At 66.6% G+C, this 23,075-nt stretch carries 19 protein-coding genes; 9 read left to right on the top strand and 10 right to left on the bottom strand.

The genetic code is table 11. The annotated features are described in order from the left end of the window. Positions 1–313: 313 nt before the first annotated feature. Together OPU67_RS10505 and OPU67_RS10500 are read right to left on the bottom strand one after the other, a co-directional pair. On the bottom strand, positions 314–3,670 hold the full coding sequence (locus tag OPU67_RS10505; protein WP_267619490.1) for a TonB-dependent receptor domain-containing protein: 3,357 nt from the start codon (positions 3,668–3,670) through the stop codon (positions 314–316). Positions 3,671–3,817: 147 nt separating this feature from the next. After that, the gene (locus OPU67_RS10500) at positions 3,818–4,345 is read right to left on the bottom strand and encodes a hypothetical protein (RefSeq protein WP_267619489.1); all 528 of its coding nucleotides are present in this window, start codon (positions 4,343–4,345) and stop codon (positions 3,818–3,820) included. A 221-nt stretch (positions 4,346–4,566) separates the two neighbouring features. Between OPU67_RS10500 and OPU67_RS10495 the strand changes: the two genes are divergently transcribed. The 6 genes from OPU67_RS10495 to OPU67_RS10470 all read left to right on the top strand — a co-directional run bounded on the left by OPU67_RS10495 (position 4,567) and on the right by OPU67_RS10470 (position 12,659). Beyond that, positions 4,567–7,539: a TonB-dependent receptor domain-containing protein gene (locus OPU67_RS10495; protein ID WP_267619488.1), complete on the top strand. Its 2,973-nt coding sequence runs from the start codon at positions 4,567–4,569 to the stop codon at positions 7,537–7,539. A 114-nt stretch (positions 7,540–7,653) separates the two neighbouring features. Further along, a complete protein-coding gene (locus tag OPU67_RS10490; RefSeq protein ID WP_267619487.1) occupies positions 7,654–8,916 on the top strand; it encodes an aspartyl/asparaginyl beta-hydroxylase domain-containing protein in 1,263 nt (420 codons plus the stop codon). A 201-nt stretch (positions 8,917–9,117) separates the two neighbouring features. After that, positions 9,118–10,290, top strand: coding sequence for an acetyl-CoA C-acetyltransferase (locus OPU67_RS10485; protein ID WP_267619486.1), 1,173 nt, complete (start codon positions 9,118–9,120; stop codon positions 10,288–10,290). A gap of 28 nt (positions 10,291–10,318) precedes the next feature. After that, entirely contained in the window at positions 10,319–11,104 is a 786-nt protein-coding gene (locus OPU67_RS10480) for an SDR family NAD(P)-dependent oxidoreductase (RefSeq protein ID WP_267619485.1), read from the top strand. Positions 11,105–11,308: 204 nt separating this feature from the next. Then, complete coding sequence (locus OPU67_RS10475; protein ID WP_267619484.1) at positions 11,309–12,181, top strand: crotonase/enoyl-CoA hydratase family protein; 873 nt, start codon at positions 11,309–11,311, stop codon at positions 12,179–12,181. Then, a complete protein-coding gene (locus tag OPU67_RS10470; protein ID WP_267619483.1) occupies positions 12,174–12,659 on the top strand; it encodes a MarR family winged helix-turn-helix transcriptional regulator in 486 nt (161 codons plus the stop codon). Before OPU67_RS10475 ends, OPU67_RS10470 begins: the two co-directional genes overlap by 8 nt. A gap of 51 nt (positions 12,660–12,710) precedes the next feature. Here OPU67_RS10470 and OPU67_RS10465 read toward each other — a convergent pair whose 3' ends face one another. The 7 genes from OPU67_RS10465 to OPU67_RS10435 all read right to left on the bottom strand — a co-directional run bounded on the left by OPU67_RS10465 (position 12,711) and on the right by OPU67_RS10435 (position 20,115). Further along, on the bottom strand, positions 12,711–13,706 hold the full coding sequence (locus OPU67_RS10465; RefSeq protein WP_267619482.1) for a type II secretion system F family protein: 996 nt from the start codon (positions 13,704–13,706) through the stop codon (positions 12,711–12,713). A gap of 19 nt (positions 13,707–13,725) precedes the next feature. Further along, positions 13,726–14,697 (bottom strand): type II secretion system F family protein, encoded by a 972-nt coding sequence (locus tag OPU67_RS10460; RefSeq protein ID WP_267619481.1) that lies wholly within the window; start codon positions 14,695–14,697, stop codon positions 13,726–13,728. 68 nt (positions 14,698–14,765) lie between these two features. Beyond that, positions 14,766–16,046, bottom strand: a complete 1,281-nt coding sequence (locus OPU67_RS10455; protein WP_267619480.1) for a pilus assembly protein CpaE — start codon at positions 16,044–16,046, stop codon at positions 14,766–14,768. 3 nt (positions 16,047–16,049) lie between these two features. After that, positions 16,050–16,682, bottom strand: coding sequence for a CpaD family pilus assembly protein (locus tag OPU67_RS10450; protein WP_267619479.1), 633 nt, complete (start codon positions 16,680–16,682; stop codon positions 16,050–16,052). A gap of 37 nt (positions 16,683–16,719) precedes the next feature. Further along, positions 16,720–18,309: a type II and III secretion system protein family protein gene (locus OPU67_RS10445; RefSeq protein ID WP_267619478.1), complete on the bottom strand. Its 1,590-nt coding sequence runs from the start codon at positions 18,307–18,309 to the stop codon at positions 16,720–16,722. Between the two features lie 44 nt (positions 18,310–18,353). Further along, positions 18,354–19,493, bottom strand: a complete 1,140-nt coding sequence (gene cpaB / locus OPU67_RS10440) for a Flp pilus assembly protein CpaB (protein WP_267619477.1) — start codon at positions 19,491–19,493, stop codon at positions 18,354–18,356. Positions 19,494–19,581: 88 nt separating this feature from the next. Next, entirely contained in the window at positions 19,582–20,115 is a 534-nt protein-coding gene (locus OPU67_RS10435) for an A24 family peptidase (protein ID WP_420708999.1), read from the bottom strand. Positions 20,116–20,199: 84 nt separating this feature from the next. Here OPU67_RS10435 and OPU67_RS10430 point away from each other — a divergent pair, with 84 nt between their 5' ends. The 3 genes from OPU67_RS10430 to OPU67_RS10420 all read left to right on the top strand — a co-directional run bounded on the left by OPU67_RS10430 (position 20,200) and on the right by OPU67_RS10420 (position 22,509). Further along, positions 20,200–21,159 carry an alpha/beta hydrolase gene (locus tag OPU67_RS10430; RefSeq protein WP_267619476.1) on the top strand — a complete coding sequence of 320 codons (960 nt, stop codon included), beginning with the start codon at positions 20,200–20,202 and terminating at the stop codon, positions 21,157–21,159. Continuing rightward, positions 21,156–22,271, top strand: a complete 1,116-nt coding sequence (locus OPU67_RS10425) for an NAD(P)/FAD-dependent oxidoreductase (protein WP_267619475.1) — start codon at positions 21,156–21,158, stop codon at positions 22,269–22,271. Before OPU67_RS10430 ends, OPU67_RS10425 begins: the two co-directional genes overlap by 4 nt. A gap of 61 nt (positions 22,272–22,332) precedes the next feature. After that, complete coding sequence (locus tag OPU67_RS10420; protein ID WP_267619474.1) at positions 22,333–22,509, top strand: YegP family protein; 177 nt, start codon at positions 22,333–22,335, stop codon at positions 22,507–22,509. Between the two features lie 99 nt (positions 22,510–22,608). Here OPU67_RS10420 and rnhA read toward each other — a convergent pair whose 3' ends face one another. Further along, positions 22,609–23,052 carry a ribonuclease HI gene (gene rnhA / locus OPU67_RS10415; protein ID WP_267619473.1) on the bottom strand — a complete coding sequence of 148 codons (444 nt, stop codon included), beginning with the start codon at positions 23,050–23,052 and terminating at the stop codon, positions 22,609–22,611. Positions 23,053–23,075: the final 23 nt, after the last annotated feature.

The following is a 23,075-nucleotide window of genomic DNA, read 5'->3' as shown; positions in this document are numbered from 1 at the left end:
CTACGGGCAGCGGCAGCGGCAAAGGAATTTGGCGGGAATGCCGCCCGGGGAGAGGCTTAGGCTCGTGGAGGAGGATGCGTCACGCGACAGCCCACTCGGCCTATCGCAGCATTGCTTGGCGTTGCACGTTCGCAACCAATCGGGGCAACTATCGCAAACTGCGAACCATCTGGCGCTACCTGCCAATAAACGAACATGACCCTGATCAAGGTTATGGATGTCCCGTCCGCCGCGCAGCGCGCTGCGACAGCCGGGCACAAAAAAAGGCCCCGGATGACCGGGGCCTTTCCTTGTCTGTGGCGCTGGAGCGCTATCAGAAGCTGGCGGTAACGCCCGCGTAGAAGAAGCGTCCCATGTTCGGGAAGATTGCCGAACCGGCACCGTCGCCGAGCAGGTCGAACGGCGGCAAGCGATCGAACAGGTTGTCCACCCCGAGGAAGAAGCTGTGCTTGTCGTTGATCCGCATGGAAGCGCGGATGTCCGAGTAGGTCGCAGCCGGGTAGTAGACCAGCGAGGTAGCGTCGAGGTTTTCGGGCGGACGGCCCTGCTCGACATTCTGGGTGCGCCAGTTGTTGATCGTCTGCTTGCTCAGGTAGCGCAGGCTGTAGAGCAGGTCGAAGTTCTTGTAGCCCACCGTCACGTTCAGCTGACCGTTCCACTCCGGGTTGCCCAGCACCGAACGCTCGCGGGTCAGGAAGTTCGGGTCCGTGACCGAGGTGAACACATTCCGGTCAAGCAGCAAGGAGACGATCGCACGGGCCGACAGGCGCCAGTTGTCGCCGATCGAAGTGTTGTAGCCCAGGTCGAGGTCGATACCGCTCGTCTCCTGACGGGCGTAGTTGAACGGACCCTGGATGAACGACACGCCGTCGCCGGTGGTGTTGAAGCTGATCGTCTCACCGCCGTTCAAGACGTTGGTCTGGCCACGGAAGGTCCCGTTCGGGTTGCGGAACACCGCAGCGCAGAACTGGTTGTTGATGCCACCCGGATCGTCATAGCACTGGTTGATCACGGTCTGGGCGCCGATCGTGTTGATCGCGTCCTCGAGCTTGATCGAGTACCAGTCGACGCTCATCGTGAAGCCCGGGAGGAACTTCGGCGTGAACACCGCACCGACGGTCCAGCTGTCCGACTGTTCCGCGAAGAGGTTCGGGTTGCCGCCCGAAACGCCCGAAATGCCCGAGGCCGCACGGTTGGTGAACGGTTCGGTCACGCCGTTGAAGGTCTGGGTGGTCGGGACACCGGCCGCTGCGCAGTTTGCGCGGCGATTCGGGTTCGCGTTGATGTTCTGCTGACCGCAGGGATCCACAAGACCGTTGAGGAAGGTCTGCGAACGCGCGCCGAACAGGTCGCCCTGAGTCGGAGCACGGACCGCGCGGCCATAGTTGGCGCGGAAGCGCAGACCGTCGAACGGAGCCCAGACGCCGCCGGCGTTGTACGAAACGATCGTCCCGGTCGCCCCCGAATTGTAGTCGGACGCACGGCCCGCCCCTTCGATGGTCAACTCCTGGAAGCCGGGCATGTCGGCGAGCAGCGGAATGCGGATTTCGCCGAACACTTCACGCACTTCCAGCGCCGGAGGTGCAAAGTTGCCGATCGCGTTGAGGAAGGTCAGACCGGTGCGGGTCACGTCATCGAAGGCCGAGAAGCTGTCTTCCTTGCGCCATTCGCCGCCGAGCGCGAAGGCGATCGGGCCACCCGGAAGTTCGAAGAGCTTGCCGAGATCGCCCGAAACCGATGCGATCGCGTTCAGCTGCTCGGACCACTGGTTGCGGCTCGAGGTGTAGAGGATGTAGTTCAGAGCCTCCTGCGAAGGAGCGCCGGTGCCGAACAGGTTCAGCGGACGGCACGCCGGATCGTCATTGGTCGTGATAGCGTCGGCGTTGACGGCGCAGACGATCTGACCGGCGGTGTTGCGGACCGCGTTGACGGCGCGCTGGTAGTTGGCGACCAGCACGTTCCCTTGGGTCTCGTAGTAGGTCTCGACCCGGCCGTAGTTGAAGGCGACGTTGTACTTCCAGGTGTCGAAGAAGCTGCCTTCGGCGCCGACGACCACGCGGTAGAGATCGCGCTCGTGGTTTTCGCCGCGCCCGCCGAAGTCGGTGTTGAAGCGCTGCAGCGTGAAGGTCGTGCCCGTGCCGAGGCTGTTGACCAGCAGGTTGCGCGCCTGGGTGGTGAGGAACGGGTTGTTGATCGAGAAGGTCACGCCGAGCAGACCGCCCGAGCCCTGGAAGAAGGTCGGCTGACCTTCCTGGAGCGATTCGGTCCGGACGAACTTGGCATCGATGTACGGACGGAAGGCGTCCGACACTTCGAAGCTCGCGAGCAGGTTGGCCGCATAGCGGGTGTTGCCGGTCTGGAGCAGGCCGGTTTCACGCAGCGTCGAGCCGAGGCCACCCTGCGCGTTACCCGAACCGAAGGTCCGGAAGTCGCGCTCCACAACGTTGCGAACGAGGTTGCCCTCGGGCGTGAAGACGAAGACGTTGCCGAACTGCGACGTGCCCAGCGCGTTGAACACGCCGCCGCAGTTGGTGGCCGCACGTACGCCCGTGGTGCCCTGGCAGGTCGAAGTGAAGGCACCGCCGGTCGAGATACCGATGTTCTTGATACGCTCGATCAGCTGGCTGTCGGCAATGCCATCACCCGATGCCGGCTCCGGAGTGCGGTTCGGGCCAGTGACCGAGGTGTCCTGCACCAGCTGGAACTGGCGGCGGCCGTCAAAGGCACCGGCATAACCGCGCTGGCTGAAGAAGATCGGATCGTTGTTGTTGTACTCGAGGCTGACGGCGATGTTGCCGCGGCCGTCCGCAAAGTTTGTCCCCGCGGTCACGGCGGCGATGAAGTTGTTGCCGTCGCCTTCGTCCGAGATGCCGTTCTGCACGCGCACGCGCACGCCTTCGAAGTTGCGCTTCAGGACGAAGTTGACAACACCCGCGATGGCGTCCGAGCCGTAGATCGACGAGTTACCGCCGGTGATGATATCGACACGCTCGATCAGGTCGACGGGGATGGTCGAAACGTCGACGGTCGCCTGGCCCGGCTGCGAGGTAACGTGGCGCAGGCCGTTCTGCAGCACCAGGGTGCGCTGGGTGCCTTGCCCGCGAAGGTCGAGGATCGAAAGGCCCGCGGTGCCGATGAAGCGGCCCGAGTTCTGGCTGGTGAAGGTCGGGCGGAACTGCGGGAGCAGCGCCAGACGGTCACCGAGGTTGACGTTACCGGTCTGGGTCAGTTCGGCGCCGGTCAACGATGTGATCGGCACGGTCGCGTCGAGGTTCGGGCGGTTGAGGCGCGTACCCGACACGATGATGGCGCCCGTGGGCTGCTCGGTCGAATCGGTTTCTTCAACGGCAGTGTTCTGGTCGGTCGAACCCTGAACGTCCTGCGCGAAGGCGGGAGCCGCCAGCGCGATGGCAGCAATGCCCACGCTGGAATACAGGCCGATACGGCGGCCGATGACCGTCAAGCTCTTCATCAAATAGTCCCCTGGATGGCTGGCGCGCAACAATATGTCGCTCCTGTATCCTTGTTTGCCGTCGGGAGGCCGGATTTTCCAGCGCGAACAGTCGCGCCGCCACGGATGCGAAACAATTGTTGCTAAACTGCAACAACCTGAAGTGAAGGGGATGCGGATGCGCGCCGCTCGCGGGTCGGTCGCCCGGGCCAGCAGCAACCGCTGGGCCTGGTGCCAAGGATTTTGCGAGCCGAATCCGGCAGGACCGCGCGCCGCACCGATCCATCGCTGCCTTCGCAGGCGCCTAGCGACGACGTGATCGCGGCATCGGCGAACCGCCGCCGTGCCCGACTGCCGGAAAAAGGATTACTTGATGCGCTTCACTTTGCCTGCGCTGATGCCGCGCACGCTGGCACGGTAACTTCCCAGTATGCCGGCATCGATCCGGATCGCGTCGCCGGCCTTGGGCTGGACACGCATGGTTTCCGTGGATCTCCATTGCGTGCCATTGGCAAGGCTGAAGGTCGACAGCGTGCTTCTGTCGCGGCTGACCGCAGTGACGGTGCTTTCGATCGATTCGACCTCGGGTTCGGCATCCTCGATTCCATCCCCGCGACCGAATAGCCTGATCTTCGGTAGAGAGAAGCCGAACAGGGAGCGCTTGGCCTCGCGGACGCTTTCGCGATCGATCATCACCACTTCGCGTTTCTCGCGGGCCTTGAGGATCGCGTCCGCAGCGGCGTCGAGGCAGCCGAGGCGTTGATCGGCCGCCTCGATCTTCTGGCATTGCGCCAGGGCATCGACCAGTCGTTCCGCCTGATTCTTATCATTATCCGCCAGGGACATGGCGGCCATCGCGGACACAGCCACTGCTTTATGGATCAATCCCGCCATTTCCCGCCTCGCACCCCGAAGAAGTCAGCACCCATTCGCATGACGCCCTCCTGCTCAACTTGTGACTCGGCTGCAACACATATGTTGCAATCTTCTTTCGGAATGCATCGCCCATTTGCAGCCGCGGGACAACATGGATTAGCTGGCGCGATAGCTCGTGTGGGGGCTGCGACGCCACGCGTCGTATTGCAACTTGTATGGGCAAGCAAGAAAGGGCTCAGATGAAGTACCAAATTCGATCGCGCTTGATGGCGACCACTTTCATCGCCGGCTGCGCTGCAATCGCGCAGCCTGCACTGGCACAGGACTCCTCTGACGTCGCCACCGAGGCGCCCGAGGCTTCTGCTCCCTCCGGCGAAATCGTGGTGACCGGCTCGCTGATCCGCAACGCGAACCTTGAGTCGTCCAGCCCGGTCAACGTGGTGGCCGAGAGCGAACTCCAGCTTCGCGCGATCCAGAGCACCGAGCAGGTGATCCGCGAATTGCCGGGTGTGGTGCCGGGCATCGGCGCTCAGACCAACAACGGCAACGGCGGCTTCGCGACCGTCGATCTGCGCGGCCTCGGTGCTCAGCGCAACCTCGTGCTGCTCGACGGTGACCGCCTCGTCACTGCCAACCAGCTGGGGACCGTCGACCTCAACAACATCCCTGTCGCGCTGCTGCAGCGTGCGGAGGTTCTCACCGGCGGTGCATCGACCACCTACGGCGCCGACGCGGTGTCGGGCGTTGTCAACTTCATCACCCGCAAGGACTTCGCGGGTCTGCTCGCGCAGGTGTCCAACGGCATCACCGAAGAGGGTGATGGTCACTCCTTCACCGCCGACATCACCATTGGCGCCAACTTCGACGACGGCCGCGGCAACGCCGTGCTGAGCCTGGGTTACCAGGAAATCGACGCCATCTTCCAGGGCGCGCGGGACATCTCGGTTTTCGAGGTCAACGGCCTGACCGGTCGTGGCGCAGGGTCCTCTCCGACGTCGGTTCCGACGACGGTCACGCTTGGTGGCACCCGTCTTCAGCTGAACCCGGCTAGCACCCAGCTGGTGCCCGAATACCAGGGCTTCAACTTCAACCCCTTCAACATCTTCCAGACTCCTTCCCGCCGTTTCAACGTGTACTCGGCCGCCAACTACGAGTTGACCGACACGATCGAGGTCTATGGGCGGGCGATCTTCTCGAAGAATGAAATCGACACGATCATCGCGCCGTCCGGCATCTTCGGCGAGCGTCTGACGATCCCGGGCAACAACCCGTTCCTTCCGGCTGGCGTGCGTGACCAGATCTGCACGGCCAACGGGATCGCGCTCGGTGCGGCGTGCAACAACAACCCGGCGCTTGTGTTGCCTGCGGTGTTCCGTCGCACGGTCGAGCTCGGGCCGCGCATTTCGGACTTCACGACGACCTTCTTCGACTATCGCGCCGGCATGCGCGTCAATATCGACGAGCGCACGCGCCTCGATATCTCGGGTGCCTATGGTGAGAGCGATCTGGTCCAGATCCAGTCGGGCTACACCTTGCGCTCGCGCGTTCAGCAGGCCCTGAATGCGACCAACCCCAACACCTGCACCGTCACCACCGGGGGCTGCGTCCCGCTCAACCTGTTCGGTCCGTCGGGGAGCATCAGCCCTGCGCAGGTTGCCTTCATTGCGGGGCAGAGCACGATCACGATCAAGAATCGTCTCTCGCAAGCCCGCGCCATCCTGACCGGGGACTTCGGCAGTCTTTCTGCGGGCGCGGAACCGATCTCTTACGCGGTCGGTGCGGAATATCGTGACTATGGTTACGAGCGCATCCCTGACAACTTTGCTGCTGTCCCGGGCGAACTCGGTGGCGCGGGCGGTGCCGTACCCCCGTTCACCGGCAGCTACGACGTCAAGGAAGTGTTCGGCGAAGTCGTCGCGCCGCTCCTTGCCGGCGTTCCCTTCGCGGAATCGCTGACCCTCGAAGCCGGCATTCGTTATTCGTCGTACAGCGTCGAAGCGGCTAACAATCCGAACTTCGATACTACGACGTGGAAGGTCGGCGGTAGCTGGGAGCCGGTTGCTGACCTGAAGTTCCGCGGCAACTATCAGCGCGCCGTGCGTGCGCCGAACATCGCGGAGCTGTTCTCGCCGGTTAACATCCTCCTCACCAACCTCGCCGTCGATCCGTGCCAAGGCGCCGCGCCTGTGGGCAACGCCGGCCTGACGGCGGTGTGTCTTGCGCAGGGTGCGCCGGCGGCGACCATCGGGCGCATCCCTGCGCCGGCCGCCGGTCAGGCGCAGTCGCAACAGGGTGGCAATCCCAACATCCGTCCGGAAACGGCCGACACCTTCACGGTCGGTGCTGTGATCAGCCCGGGCGCGCTGTTCGACGGCTTCACGCTCTCGGTGGACTACTACAACATCAAGGTGAATGACGCGATCACGCAGCCGGCGCCCGGTGACGTGATTGCCGCCTGCTTCGGTACCAACCCGGCGTCGGTGTCGGCAGCGGCGGCGAATACCGCGGCGTGCAACACCATCCGCCGCAGCCCCGCGGATGGCAGCCTTTCGGGTTCGCCGGCGGATACTTTCGGTCTTCCGTTGCTGCTGTCGAACAGTGGCCGCTTCGAGACCGACGGTATCGACCTGACGATGAACTACAGCCGTCAGATCGGTAAGGTCGGGCTGAACCTGAACTTCATCGGCAACTGGACGAACAGCCTGTTCTTCCGTGCGTCGCCGACGTCGTTCAATCGCAACTGCGTGGGTTACTTCAGCGTGAACTGCGGCCCGACGGTCGGCAACATCGCGCCCGAGTTCTCCTTCCAGCAGCGTACCACGCTGACCTTCGGCTCGGTCGATCTGTCGCTCCTGTGGCGCTACATCCACCCGGTCGAATACGAGGGTCAGGCAGATGATTTCATCGCCCGTGGCTTCACTGCCGCGACGCGGAACATCTTCCGGGGCACGATCACCGGCACGACCCCGTTCGTGGGCGCGACCGAGGATTTCAACAGGATTGGTGCCTACCACTACTTCGATCTTTCGGCTCGCTTCCGCGTTGCCGAGAACTTCGAATTCATCGGGGTGGTTACCAACCTGTTCGATCGTGATCCGCCGCTGACCGGCAGCAACGTCGGCTCCACCGGCGCGAACAGCGGTAACACCTTCCCGTCGAACTACGACGTGCTCGGTCGCCGCTTCAACATCACGGCGCGCGTGACGTTCTGATCGCCGATCACAGCTAAGGGTAATGGGAGGGAGCGGTCGAAAGGCCGCTCCCTTTCCTTTCGTGCGACAAGCCGTGGCTTGCGTGGGCTGACTGCCCTCCGCTAGACGGTGAAAATGCCTGACCGCCAATCCCCGCTGGACGCCGAACTCTCCGCCGCCTTGCGCGCACGCCAAGCCGGTCACCGCAGTGATGAGCTGCGTCACCTCGACGCTGCGTTGCGCATTGCGCCCAGCGATCCGCGCGCCTTGAACGCACGAGGCGTTCGCGCTCTTTCCGATCAGGACGGCGCGGGCGCGCGAAACTTCTTCGCGGCAGCAGCGCAAGCGGACAGCAAGGAGCCCGCCCTGTGGATGAACCTTGCGGCGGCGCATCGTCTGCTCGGCGACGATGCAGGCGAGGCAGACGCACTGGAGCGCGCCCTGTCGCTCGATCGTCTGCACTTCATGGCGAACCTTCGCATGGCCGAACTCGACCAGCGATGCGGGCGGACGGCCAAGGCGGCACAAGGGTGGAGCGGAGTCGTTCAGATGGCGCTTTCCATGCAGGACCGCCCGCCCGGCGTTGCCGATGCGCTCAGGCGTGGACAGGCCTTTCTGGCGCAGCACAACGACCGACTGGCGCGCGCGCTGGACGAGGCGCTCGGCGCGGAACTGGCGAGGCTCGGTACCGCCGGTCGCCGCTTCGGGGCCTGCGTCGACCATCTTCTGGGGCGCCGGGCCATCTACAAGAACGAGTGTCACGGCATTTACTTTCCGTTCCTGCCCGCCGACGAATTCTTCGACCGCCAGCATTTCCCCTGGTTGGATCAGATCGAGGCGCGGACCGATGCCATCCGGGCGGAGGCGCTGGCCTTGCTGCGTGACGGCGGAGAGGCGATCCGCCCCTACGTCCGGCAAGACCCCGGAACACCGCAGAACAAGTGGTCGGCGCTCGATCACTCCTTGGCCTGGAGCGCCTGCTTTCTCTGGGAGTATGGCGAGCCGAATGAAGCGGTCTGCGCCCGTTGCCCTGAGACTGTTGCGGCGCTCGAAGCCGCGCCGCGCAACCGCATCCCCGGCAAGGCGCCATCAGCCTTCTTCTCTATCCTCGCCCCCAAGGCGCATATCCCGCCGCACACCGGCGTCACCAATACGCGGGCCATCGTCCACCTGCCGCTGGTTGTGCCGAGCGGCTGCCGCTTTCGTGTTGGCGGCGAGACCCGCGAATGGCGCGAGGGGGAGGCTTTCGCCTTTGACGACACGATCGAACACGAAGCCTGGAACGACAGTGCCGAACCGCGTATCGTGCTGATTTTCGATGTCTGGAACCCCCATCTCACCATCGAGGAACAGGGGCTGTTACAGAGCTTCTACGAGATTTCGGACGCCCGTGGCTGACGGGCGATAAGGGTTCCCGCTGTACTGCACCGTCCGCCGCATCACGCTTCCCCGCGAGATGATGGAGCTACACCGGAGGACGTTTTGCCCGCTTGATTTGAGGCTGCGCGTCCCATAGGCGATGGCGCCAGGCAAGTGGCGAAGCGCAACCGATTTCGCCCGGCCAGGCCCTTTCATGGGGCTATCGAGGAGGAGAGGTTCATGAGCACTGCCTATATCGTCGAAGCTGTCCGCACCGCCGGGGGCCGCCGCGGTGGTCGCCTTGCCGGGGTGCACCCCGTCGATCTGCTCGCCAGGTCGCTCGATGCCGTGGTCGAGCGCAGCGGGATCGATCCCAAGGCGGTCGACGACGTGGTGACCGGCTGCGTCAGCCAGGCGGGCGAGCAGGCCATGCAGGTCGGCCGCATGGGCGTGCTGGCCTCGAAGCTGCTCCCGCAGTCTACCCCCGCCGTCACCATCGATCGCCAGTGCGGATCGAGCCAGCAGGCGATCCAGTTCGCAGCGCAAGCGGTGATGAGCGGCACCCAGGACGTGGTGATCGCGAGCGGTGTCGAGAGCATGACCCGCGTGCCGATGGGCTCGACCGCGACGTTGCACATGAAAGAGGGCCTCGGGCACTACAAGTCGCCCGGACTCGAAGAGAAGTTCCCCGGCATCCAGTTCAGCCAGTTCATGGGCGCCGAGATGATCGTGAAGAAGCACGGCTTCACCAAGGACGATCTCGACCGCTTTGCCCTCTCGAGCCACGAGAAGGCGATCGCCGCGACCCAGGCCGGCGCCTTCGAGCGCGAGATCGTGGCGATCGAGATCGACACGCCCGAAGGCGCGGCCCTCCACACCGTGGACGAGGGCATCCGCTTCGACGCGACGCTCGAAGGCATCGCCGGGGTCAAGCTGCTCTCGCCGGAAGGGGCGATCACCGCGGCCTCCTCGAGCCAGATCTGCGACGGTTCCTCGGCGGTGCTGGTGGTCAGCGAGGCGGCGTTGAAGGCCCACGGCCTCACTCCGCTCGCGCGCATCCACAACCTCACCGTCACCGCTGGCGATCCCGTCATCATGCTGGAAGAGCCGCTCTTCGCCACCGACAGGGCGCTCCAGCGTGCCGGGCTCAGCATCGACGACATCGACCTCTACGAGGTGAACGAGGCCTTTGCCTCCGTCCCGCTCGCCTGGCTCAAGCACACCGGGGCGGACCCGGACAAGCTCAACGTTAACGGCGGCGCCATCGCGCTGGGCCACCCGCTCGGCGCGTCGGGCACCAAGCTGATGGCGACCCTCGTCCACGCCCTGCGCGCGCGCGGCAAGAAGTATGGCCTCCAGACAATGTGCGAAGGCGGCGGCGTCGCCAACGTCACGATCATCGAGGCGCTCTGATCACCCCCACCTGAGAGGACAGACAATCATGGAAGTTTCAGCCAATACCCCCGCCGTCGTCACCGGCGGTGCCTCGGGCCTCGGCGCCGCCACGGCCCGCGCGCTCGCCGCCAAGGGCGCCAAGGTCGCGATCTTCGACATGAACGAGGAGAAGGGCAACGCCATGGCCGCCGAGATCGGCGGGGTGTTCTGCAAGGTCAACGTGACCAGCGACGCCGACGTCGACGCCGGTTTCGCCAAGGCCCGCGAAGCGCACGGGCAGGAGCGCATCCTCGTCAACTGCGCCGGGATCGGCAACGCGATCAAGACCGCCAGCCGCTCCAAGGAAGACGGCTCGATCAAACACTTCCCGATTTCCGCTTTTGATTTCGTCATTCAGGTCAACCTGATCGGCACCTTCCGCTGCATCGCCAAGTCGGCCGCCGGGATGCTGACCCTCGACCCGCTCGACGAGAACGGCGAGCGCGGGGCGATCGTCAACACCGCGTCCGTCGCGGGTGAGGACGGGCAGATCGGGCAGGCCGCATACTCCGCCTCGAAGGCGGGCGTGATCGGCATGACCCTGCCGATCGCGCGCGATCTGATGAACGAGGGCATCCGGGTGAACACCATCCTGCCGGGCATCTTCGACACCCCGCTGCTCGCCGCTGCGCCGCAGAACGTGCGCGATGCGCTGGCCGCCAGCGTGCCCTTCCCCAAGCGGCTCGGCATCCCGAACGAGTATGCCAAGCTCGCCATGTGCATGATCGAGACCGGCTATTTCAACGGCGAGGACGTGCGTCTCGACGGGGCGATCCGGATGGCCCCGCGCTGAGCCGTGTTTCACGTGAAACATCGCCCTGACCGGGGGCTGGCGGGGGTCTAGAGGGGGTCTGGCAGGGGTCTGGCAGGGGTCTGGGCCCCGCCACCGCCCCGCGAAGGCCCGCCAATCGCTCGCAAGGAAAACCCTCGCTTCGGCGGGGGTTTTCTTTTGCGCGCCAAATGGCATCACCTGTCCCGGAAGAAGGAGAGGGAGCCCATGACCCACTACACCCAGATCATCGTCGACAAGGCCGACGGCATCGCCACCATCACCTTGAACCGCCCTGAAAAGATGAACGCCTACACCCGCACCATGGGCGCGGAGATCATCGCGGCGATGGACGACATCGACGCCGACGATGCCGTGCGCGCCGTGATATTCACCGGGGCTGGCGAGAAGGCCTTCTGCGCGGGCGCGGACCTGACGCCGGAGGGCGGGGGCCACGTCTTCTCCGATCCGACCGAGGTTGCCGACCTGTCCGACGCCAGGGTGCGCGATGGCGGGGGCCGCCTCACCCTGCGCCTGTTCGAGAGCAAGAAGCCGCTCATCTCCGCCTGCAACGGTGTCGCGGTCGGCGTGGGCGCGACCATGCAGCTGGCGATGGACATCCGTCTCGCCGCCGCCCACGCCCGCTACGGTTTCGTCTTCGCGCGGCGCGGGATCGTGCCGGAAGCCGCCTCGAGCTGGTTCCTGCCGCGCATCGTCGGCATCGCCCAAGCCTTGGAGTGGTGCTACACCGGCCGCATCTTCGATGCTGCGGAGGCGAAGGCCGGCGGCCTCGTCCGGTCTGTCCACGCGCCCGACGATCTCCTCCACGCCGCGCACAGCCTCGCCCGCGAGATCGCCGACAACACCTCGGGCGTGTCGGTCGCGATGACCCGGGCGATGATGTGGCGGCTCGCGGCGGCGGATCACCCGATGGAAGCCCACAAGATCGACAGCCGCGCCATCTACCGCCTCAGCCGGAGCGCGGACGCGAAGGAAGGCATCGCCAGCTTCCTTGAGAAGCGCCGCCCGATGTACCCCGGCAAGGTCAGCGCCGATATGCCCGATTTCTACCCGTGGTGGGACGAGCGCCCCTATGAATGACGGTGCCGAGGGCGCCGGCGAGTTGGCGGGTTTCCTGCCCTACCAGCTCTCGGTCGCCTCCAACGCGGTGAGCAGCTTGATCGCCGAGCGGTATCGCAAGCGCTTCGGGCTGAAGATCGCGGAATGGCGGGTGATGGCGGTGCTCGGGGATGCGGGCAGCATGACCCAGCGCGCGCTGACCGCCGCGACGGTGATGGACAAGGTCGCTGTCAACCGCGCGGTCAAGGTGCTCGAGGATCGCGGGCTCGTCGCGCGGGTGCCGAACCCGGAGGACGGGCGATCGCACCTCCTCGCGCTGACGGGCGAGGGGCGGGGCATCCATGCCGAGGTCATGCCGCTGGCCCGGGCCACCGAGGCCGATCTTCTCGCCGGGCTCGCGCCGCAGGAGGAGGCGCTGCTGCGCCGCCTGCTGGGCGCCTTGCGCGAGCGCGCCACCAGCCTGGGTGCCGCCAACCAAGAGGGGCCGGAGCGGGTCTGAACCCGCTCCGGCCCCTGGTCGTGCCGATTGGCCTCGGGTCGGACGACGAAGCTATTTGACGAGGTTGTCGGAGATCGAACAGGCCGCCGGGCCGAGAATGACCACGAACAGCGTGGGCAGGATGAACACGATCAGCGGCACGGTCATGATCGCGGGCAGGCGCGCGGCCTTTTCCTCGGCGCGCATCATGCGCTCGTTGCGGAATTCGGCCGAGAGCACGCGCAGCGCGGATGCGAGCGGGGTGCCGTAGCGTTCGGTCTGGATCATGGTCGTCACCACGCCCTTCACCGCTTCGAGATTGACGCGGTAGGCGAGGTTGTTGAAGGCGTGCTTGCGTTCGTTGAGGAAGGACAGCTCGATCGCGGTGAGGGCGAATTCGTCGCCCAGCTCGGGATAGGCGCGGCCCAGTTCCTTGGCGACGCGGTTGAAGGCGGCGTCCACGGTAAGGCCCGCCTCGGCGCAGATCACCAGCAGGTCGAGCGCGTCGGGCAGGCCCTTCTGGATTTCCTTGGTGCGCTTGGTCGCCTTGTTGCTGAGGTAGAGTTCCGGGCCCTTGTAGGCGAGAAAGACGCTGATCGCGAAGGCGAACAGGCGGGTCATCGGGCCCCAGTCGGGCCAGAACTCGACGACGTAAATGAGCAGGCCCATCGCGCCGCCGATCACCAGCGGGGCGATCGCGCGCATCCCGATGATGATGACCGCCAGTTCCTTGTTGCGGTAGCCCGCGTGCGCCAGCTTCTGCTGGATCGACTTGACCTGGCTTTCCTGGAGGACGTTGAGGCGTCCGAGGCTGTCCTTGACCTTGTCGGTGGTTTCGGTGCGGCGCACCAGGCTGGTGCGCTTCTTCGATGAGGCCGTGACGATCCCGGCCTTGAGCTGTTCGCGCCGCGCCTCCAGCGCCTTCACGCGCTTGGCCATCGGATCGCGGATGGTGACGGCGGCATAGATCGCGAGCATCACCGCGAAGGCGGCGAGGCCGGCGAGCACGGTGCCGACCACCATGACATCGAAGCCGAGCAGCATCGGGCCTTGAGGCTGGTTCATCATGGTTCCTGTCCCCCCGCGCTCAGATCTCGAAGTTGATCATCTTGGCCATCATGAACACGCCGATCCCCATCCACACGCCCGCGCCGAGGCCGGCGACGATCAGGCGGTCGTCGATGAAGAACTGGCTCATGTATTCCGGGTTGATGAACATGATCGCGCCGAACACGAGGAAGGGCAGCGAGCCGACGATGTAGGCCGAGGCCTTGGATTCGGAACTCATCGCCCGGATCTTGAGCTTCATCTGCGCGCGCAGGCGCAGCACGTTGGCAAGGTTCGACAGCGTCTCGGCAAGGTTGCCCCCCGTCTCGCGCTGGATGGCGAGGGTGATGGTGAAGAAGTTGAATTCGGCGATGCCGAGCTTGTCGGCGGTGTCCTGAAGCGCATCCTCCATGGTCTTGCCGACCTTGATGCGGTCGATCACCGTCTTGAATTCGAAGCCGACGGGCCCGGGCACTTCCTGCGAGACGATCTGCAGCGTCTCGGTCACCGGCAGGCCGGACCTGAGGCCGCGCACGAGCAGTTCGATGCCGTCGGGGAACTTGTTGATGAAGGCATTGGTGCGCTTGTTGATGAGGTAGTTCACCACCAGGTGCGGCAGCCCCGCACCGACCACCGCGCCGACCCCGAGCGACAGCAGCGGCGCGCCCGAGAGGCTGAAGGTCAGCCCGGCCACCGCCACGATCAGGCCGATCGTGGCGTAGAGGTACTGATTGACCGTCCAGCTCTTGCCGGTGCGGTTGAGCCGCATCGCCAGCGCCTCGGCGCGCGAGCCGGAGCCTGCGACCTTGTAGGTCTTGGGCTTGCGGGCGGCGATGGCGCGCTTGAACTGCGCGTCGACCTTGGCATCGAGGCTTTCGGAGTGGCGGTAGCGCACCGCCTGCATCCGGCGCTTCTGCGCCTTGGACGCGCCCGACCCGGTGATCAGCAGGTAGCCGAAGACGAGCATGGCGAAGATCGCCAGCGTGATGATCAGGGTCTGGAGAAAGTCCATGCCGCCTATTCCTGCTCAGTTTTCGCCTGGGGGGCGCGGAGAGCCGCCCCTTGCCGTGCCGCTCGCCCTTATTCCGCCGGTTCGGCGGGCGCCTTGTTCTTCTTGGCGACCAGCGACTTCAGATCGAAGTTGCCCAGCAGCGACTTCTTCTCGCCGCCGCCCGCCGCCACGTCATCGGAACTCACGCCCATCACCCGCTCGGCGATCTGGCGCATCGCCGCGGTCGCCTTGCTCGAACGGTTGGCATCGACGAACACCTGGCCGAGCTTGGCCGCGTTGGAGGCCGCCTTGATGTCGTAGGGCACCACGAAATCGACCTTGCGCTCGATCGAGGCCTCGAAATCGGCCTTGCTGATCTCGGCGACGCCGGGCTGCACCTTGTTGGCGACGACCATCGGGTGCGCGTGGCTCGCGTTGGACTTGAGCCACGACAAGAGCCGGATCGTGTCGCGCGCCGAGGCGAGGGTGAGCTCGCAGGTCAGCACCACCAGGTTCACGTCCGCCAGCAGCTGCGGGAAGTTGATCAGCATGTTGCGCGGCAGGTCGATGACCGTCATCTCGAAGGCCTGACGGAACTCGTCCTCGAGCTGCACGAAGGCGCTGCCATCGGTCATCAGCGGCTGGCTGATCGGGGCTTCGGCCGAGAGGATCGACAGGTTGTCCCCGGCGCGCACCATCGCGCGTTCGATGAACAGGGGGTCGATGCGGCTCGGGTTCTCGATCGCGTCGGTGAGGCCGCGGCCCGGCTCGAGATCGAGCGCGAGCGCGCCGGTGCCGAAGTGCACGTCGAGGTCGAGCAGCGCGGTCGGCGCCTTGTGCTGTTCGGAAAACAGCCAGGCGAGCGAGGTCGCCAGCGTCGAGGCGCCCACGCCCCCGCGGGTGCCCACCACGGCGGTCGAGATGTGGCGCTTGGCCCCATCGGCATCGCCCGCCTTGGGGCTCATGAACACCGCCAGCGCCTGGTTCAGGGCGTCATGCACGGCCTGGGGCGACAGCGGCTTCAGGAGGTAGTCGTGGATCCCGCTCGAGAGCAGATCGCGGTAGAGGCGCACGTCGTTGACCTGGCCGACGGCGATCACCACCGTGCCGGGTTCGCACACCTCGGCAAGCGCGTTGATGTCGTTCAGCGGATCGCCGCTCTCCGACAGGTCGACCATGAGGATCGCTGGCGAGGCGCTGACCGAGAGCGATTGCACCGCGTTGCGCAGGCCGCCCTTGTTGCACTTCTCCGGCTGCCAGCCGAGTTCGATCACCACCGGACGGATCACATCCAGCGCGGCATCGTCGCAGATATAGGCCGAGAAGGGGTCGCGGTTGCCGGGCAGGCCCGATTTCCAGGGTGCATTCATGGCTTAGTTACCTCCTCCGTTGCCGCCGGGGGTTTCGATCTTGAGGCCGGCCTTGCCGGTCGGCTCCATCTCGCGATAGGTCGAGATCGCCTTGTTCGAGGTGGCGATCACGGTCTCGCCCGAACCCTTCTTGCCTTCCAGCAGGTCCTGCGGATCGGCGACCATCGCAGCCAGGTTGCTGTTGGTCGCGCAGCCGAAATTGGGGCTCACGCCGTTGGTGTAGTTCGAGTCGGACTTGGCCGACCAGTCGGGGCAGCCCGGAACGTTGGCGCTGGCGCGGGTGATGACGATACGCGCCTGGCCGGGCTCGATATAGCCCGGGGTGACCGGCGCGGCATCGGCGATCATCAGCCCGTAGCGCGCCGCAAGCTCGCGCACCGCGTTCGCCACCGCCGGATTCTGGGTGGGGTTGTCGATCGCGATCCGATCACCGTAGCGCAGGTTCAGCGTTTCGAACCAGCCGGCGATGCGCTGCTGCTCCGAGATCGGAATCCCGCCCGGCGCGATCGCCACGTCGAGGGTCATGTTGGACCGCTCGACCACCGGCTGCTTGACCGAATAGAGCGAGGTGTTGGTCGGCATTCCGCCGCAGCCGGCAAGGGCCAGGCCGAGGGCCAGCGCCGAGGCGAGCTTCATTTGTCGTGCATAAGGCATCACGGTCACCTTTCTCACCTTAGAGGCTGAAGCCCGGCGCCGGGGCGCGCGCGGCACGTTCGGGTTTGCGGCTCTTGCGTTCCGCCTGACGCTGCGGTTCCGGCTGGACCGGGACGATCGCCGCCGGCTCGACGGCGCTCACCTGCGGCGGCGGCGCGTCGGGCTGCGCGGCGGTCGGGCCGGGGCGCTGCTCGCCGGAACGGCCGGCGTTGTTCTGGAAGCCGAGCAGCTGTTCGAGCTCGTTGGCCGAATGATAGCCGTCGGTCGGCAGCTTGATGTCCTTGGGGTCGACCGGCTTCACGAGATAGGGGGTGACGACGATCACCAGCTCGGTCTCGCCCTTGCGGAACTGGCGGCTGCGCATCAGGTTGCCGATGATCGGCACGTCGCCGAGGCCCGGGGCCTTGTCGATCTGGCTCTGCGAGCTGGCGCTCATCAGACCGGCGATCATGAAGCTCTGGCCGGAACCCAGCTCGACGGTCGTCTCGGTGCGGCGGGTGGTGATCGCCGGGACCTGGAAGCCATTCAGCGTGATCGCGCCCTGGCTCGAAAGCTCGGAGACTTCCGGGCGCACCCGCATCGAGATGCGGCCGTTCGACAGCACCGTCGGGGTGTAGGCGAGGCTGACGCCGAACTGCCGGAACTCGATCGCCACGTTGCCGAGGCCCTGCGAGATCGGGATCGGGAACTCGCCGCCCGCCAGGAAGGTCGCGGTCTCGCCCGACAGCGCGGTGAGGTTGGGCTCGGTGATGGTGGTCACGAGGCCGAGGCGTTCCGACAGGTCGAGCGCGCCGAGCATATTCAGGCCGAACAGCTTGCCGAGGCCAGCCAGAGAGGTGCCGCCGCGCGAATCCACCGCCGGGCCGACGATGCGGCTGCCATCGGGCAGGACCAGCGCGGTGTTCGCGACGCTGTTGCCGGCGCCCAGTGGGCCGTCGAACAGCCACCCGCCGGTACCGCCGATCGGCCGGCCGGTGCCGACGCCGAAGCGGAAGCCGCTGGACGCGTCGATGGTCTGCAGGTTGCCGCCGATCTCGCGCAGCAGGCTGCGGCTGACTTCGGCGATCTTGACGTGGAGGTTGACCTGCAACGGCGTTGCGGTGCGCAACCGGCTGATGACGTTGGCTTCCTTGCCGAGGAAGGCGGTGACGAGGCGCTCGGCCTCGGCAGCGTCCTCGGGGGCGGACACGGTGCCCGTCAGCAGCACGGTGTTGGTGCCCATCGTCGACACGCTGACCTTGGCCTCGGGCATCGCCATCGCCAGCATCTGGTCGAGGCTGCCGATGTTGGAACCCACCCGGATGTTGGCCGAGAAGATCACGTCGCCGGCCGCGTTGCTGGCGTAGACGGTGGTCTCCCCGCCCGCCTTGCCGAACACGTAGAGCTGGCGCTGCGACTTGATCTGGACGTCGGCGATGGCGTCGTTGGCGACGAACACGTCGGTCATGGTGCCCGGCACCGTCACCAGCTCGCCCTTGCCGATCGACAGGACGATTTCCTGTGCCGGACGGACGACCTGCTGCGCGGTGGCGGTCGCCGCCGGCATCGCTGCCATCGGCACCGCGGCGAGCGCGGCGACCAGCAGCTTGGTCTTGAACTTGCGTGTCATGGGTTGGCCCCCCTCGAAGAAACTCGGCATGATCCCTGTGGTCCTCAGAAGACGAGCGTCGCGCCGGCGGCGGGCAGGGTCTTCCCGGCGCGGCCGATACCTTGCGCCGTGCTGGAGACCATGCTCCTCGCGCCGGTGGCGACCTGCTCCTCGGTGGTCTCCTTGCCGCGGGTCACGCGGACGCTGGGACCGGTGTAGACCTTGGGCGCGGACGCGCCCGGTGCGGCGGCCGGCCCGGCGGAGAAGGTGCCCTGCGCGCCCCTGGAGGCGGCGATTTCCTTGCTCATCCGGCGGCTGTTGCTGGCCATCGAACGGTAGAAGGCGGACACTTCCTCGGCGGTCTGGAAGGTTTTCGAGCCGCGCAGGGGCGCCCCCATGGCGGACTTCAGGATCCGCTCTTCCTCTTCGGGCGTGGCGTTCTCGGGGATCTTGACGCTGCTCTTGGCGAGCGCGCGGTCGATCGAGCCCTGGCCGTCCGAGATCGAGCGCAGCGAGAGCGTCAGAGTGCCCATCGACTGGGCGATCGCGATCAGCTCGGCATGGCGCGGCGTCACTTCGAGCGTGACGGTGCGGATTTCGTTGACGACGGTCTTGCCGTTCTCGTCGGTGGTCTTCTCGGTCGCCTGGTCGGTGGCGAGAACACGCAGGTTCTCGAGCAGGGTCTCGCCGCCGTCGAGGTTGCCCTCGCTCCCGTCGGCACGCTTCTCGCCGAACCTCTGGACGAGCATCAGATCGATCCGGTCACCGGCGAAGACGAAGCCCGCGACCCCCGTGGTGGCCGAGACGGGCACCGTGACGGCGCGCATCCCCGGGCCGAGCGCGGCGGCCAGGAACCCGCGATCGCCCGGCGCGACGAGCGAGCCCTGGGTGACCGGCTCGCCGGCGGTGACCGGATAGCGCACGACCGTGCCGAGCAGCTTGTTCATGTCGGCCTGGCCATCGAGGAAGTAGGCGTCCTGCACCAGCTCCTGCGGCCACGGCTGGAAGCCCAGCGCATCGGCGGTGATGATCGTGCCCGCAGGCAGCGCCCGCTTCGCGACGAGGACCCGGGGACCGGTCGGCTGCGGGGCAGCCTCGGCGGCGGGGGCGGCTGTGCCTCCGGCGAACATGGTGCGCGCAGCGATGGCCGTGCCGATCGCGACGATCAGCGCACCGAGCAACAGAACCAGTTTCTTCCTATCCATGGCTCAAATAGCCCCCTCGTAAACGCCCTCAGATGGTTAGCGGGCAGGTATGGTTGTGTGGCGTAAGGCTTGACTGGTTAAGATCGGGTTATGCGCCCTGCGCCGCGAGCGCCCCGGCCGGCAGATAGTTGATCGCGAGGGTCCACAGCCCCCCCACCGCAATCGCCACGCCATAAGGCACCGCGATGCGATCGCGCTGGCGGCGGGCGACGTGCCAGAACACCAGCATCATGGTCAGCACGCCGCCGGTGACCGCCATGATCAGCAGCAGCTGCATATATTCGTAGAACGGGATCCACAGCGCGAGCGCGGTGAGCAGCTTGACGTCGCCGCCGCCCATCACCTTGAAGGCGAACAGCGCGGCGAAGACCGCGAAGGCTGCCGCCGCCATCCCCAGCTGGAACGCCACGTCGGGCCACAGCGAGAGCCCCTGCGACCACCAGAACACCGGCGCGGCAAGGGCGATGGCAAGGTTCAGCCAGTTGTCGATCTGGCGCCGCCGGATATCGGTGAAGGCGGCGAACAGCAGCGCGATTGCCAAGGCGATCAGCAGACCGTAGGAAATGGAATTCATCGACTTCGTGCCCCCGGCAAGGCCGCGCCCCATGCGCCGGCCGTCCATCTTTGGGACACTGCTACAGGTTATGACTTACCAAATAGTAACCACGATCCCCGAGCCGCGATTCCCGCGCGGCGAGACCGGGCGATGAACGTGGTCGCCCGTCCCGCGATCGATCGCCGCGCGATTCCCGCCGCTGCCCGGGAAAGCGTCTGGCACGCCGCCGACGGGCACCCCATCCGCCGCATCGACTGGCCGGGCGGCACGCCTGCGCGCGGATCGATCCTGTTCCTCCCCGGGCGCGGCGACTTCTACGAGAAATATCTCGAAACGCTCGAGGAATGGCACCGCGCCGGGTGGCGCGTCACCGCCGCCGACTGGCGCGGGCAGGCGGGTTCGGGACGGCTCGGGAGGGACGATGTGACCGGTCATGTCGCCGATTTCGCGATATGGATCGACGATCTGGCGCAGCTGTGGGCGCAATGGACCGCCGAAACCCCCGGCCCCCACGTCATCGCCGCGCATTCGATGGGCGGACACCTGGTGCTGCGCGCGCTGGTCGCAAAGCGCATCGCCCCCGATGCGGTGGTGCTGAGCGCGCCGATGACCGGCGTCAACGGCCCGCCGCTGCCGCTGGGCTTCCTCCATGGCGTCGCGCGCGCCATGTGCCGTATCGGCGATCCGGCCCGCCCGGCGTGGAAATGGAGCGAGAAGCCCGGCGAACTGCCGGCGGCCCGCGCCAGCCTCCTCACCCATGACCCCGATCGCTACGCCGACGAGCAATGGTGGCGCGAACACCGCCCCGAACTCGCCATGGGCCCCGGCAGCTGGCGCTGGGTCGAGCGCGCCTATGCCTCGTGGATCATGCTCGAGGCGCCGGGCGCGCTGGAGAGCATCGCGGTGCCGGTGCTGGTCATCTCGACCAGCGCCGACCGGCTGGTCAGCCATCCCGCCAACTGTGCCGCCGCGCGCCGCCTGCCGCAGGGCGAGCTCCTCGCCCTCGGCCCCGAGGCCGCGCACGAAGTGCTGCGCGAGGTCGACGCGGTGCGGGGGCCGATCATGGCCCGCATTGACGAATTTCTCGACAAGGTGGCACCGGCTCCGTGATCCACGATATCGCCGTGATCGGCGCAGGCATGGCGGGCGCGAGCATCGCCGCCGAGCTTGCCGCCCACGCCCGCGTCCTCCTGCTCGAGGCCGAGGACGCGCCCGGGCGCCACGCCACGGGACGCTCGGCAGCGTTCTGGGAGGAATGCTACGGCGGCCCGGGCATCGTCCCGCTGACCCGCGCCTCGGGCGCCTACCTTGCCCAACACGGCTTTCTCACCCCGCGCGGCGCGCTCTATGTCGGCCGGGCGGAAGATCGCGCGGCAATGGACGCCTTCCGCCAGAGCTATGCCGGGACCGGGGTGACGATCGAGCGCCTCGCCCCGGAGGCGCTGGGGACGCGCGTGCCCCATATCCGCCCGCAATGGAGCGAGGCGCTCCACCAGCCGGCCTGCGCCGACATCGACGTGGCCGGGCTCCACCAGCACTATCTCGCTCAGGCGCGGCGCGCGGGCGTCGGCACCGTCACCCGCGCCCGGGTCGCCGAGCTGCGGCGGGAGGGCGGCGTGTGGACCATCGCCACCGTGCGCGGCGAGACCTTCCGCGCCGCACGGATCGTCAACGCGGCGGGCGCATGGGCCGACGAGATCGCCCGCCTCGCCGGGGTGCGCCCGATCGGCATCACCCCGCTGCGCCGCACCGTCGCGGTCCTGCGCGTCGATCCGCCCGCACCTGCCGACCTGCCGCTGGTGATCGACGTGAACGGCGGCTTCTACTTCAAGCCCGACGCCGGGCGCCTGTGGCTGTCCCCCCACGACGAGGTCCCCTCCGAGCCGTGCGACGCCGCGCCCGAGGAGCTCGACGTCGCGCTGGCCATCGATCGCTTCCAGGCGGTCACCGACTGGCGGATCGCCGCGCTCGAACACCGCTGGGCGGGGCTCAGGAGCTTCGCCCCCGACCGCCTGCCGGTCTACGGCCCCGACCCGGCAGAGCCGTCCTTCGTGTGGTTTGCAGGGCAGGGCGGGTTCGGCATCCAGACCGCGCCCGCCGCCGCACGGCTCGCCCGGCAGATCGTGCTCGGCGAGGGGGCCGATGCGATGACCGCCGGGATCGATCCGGCTCCCTATGCCCCCGTGCGCTTCGCGCCGGCCCATGACGTGCAATCGGGCTAGGCAGGGGCGGAGGTTTCTGCCACCTTCCTAACCTGCGTTAACCTTAAGGGAGGGCATGGACATGGCGCACCACTTCGAAATCTACAAGGACAAGGCCGGCGAGTACCGCGTGCGGTTCAAGTACAATTCCGAGACCATGTTCGCGACCGAGGGCTACGCCAGCAAGGCGAGCGCGCAGAACGCCATCGAATCGATCAAGAAGAACGGCCCCGCCGCCGAGGTCGTCGACAACAGCTGATTTCCCCCGTCATTGCGCGGCGCCCAAGGCGATGCGGCAATCAGGGGCGGTCCGCGCCGCTCTGGATTGCCTCGCTAGCGATCGCAATGACCAAGGGTGCTAGCCGCCCGCCGCGATCCGCGCGGCGGCGGCGCTCGCCAGCGCGTCGACCCGCTCGTTCTCGGGGTGGCCGTCATGGCCCTTCACCCAGTGCCAGGTCACCTGGTGAGGCAGCGCGGCCTCGATCAGGTCGTGCCACAGATCGGCGTTCTTGACCGGCTTCTTGCTGGCATTGACCCAGCCGTTGCGCTTCCAGCCGTGGATCCACTTCTGCATCCCGTCGAGCACGTATTTGCTGTCGGAATAGAGATCGACCCGGCACGGCTCGATGAGTGCACCGAGGCCCTTGATCGCGGCCATCAGTTCCATGCGGTTGTTGGTGGTGCCGGCTTCCCCGCCCGACAGTTCCTTCTCGTGCGGACCCATGCGCAGCAGCACGCCCCAGCCGCCGGGGCCGGGATTGCCCTTGCACGCGCCGTCGGTGAAGATCTCGACCTTTTTCATGCGCGCAGGCTTAGTCGCGAAGG

Source organism: Erythrobacter sp. WG (assembly GCF_026586795.1).
GTDB lineage: Bacteria > Pseudomonadota > Alphaproteobacteria > Sphingomonadales > Sphingomonadaceae > Erythrobacter.
The sequence above is the reverse complement of the archived record's forward strand: the minus strand, read 5'-3'. Positions and strand labels throughout refer to the sequence as shown.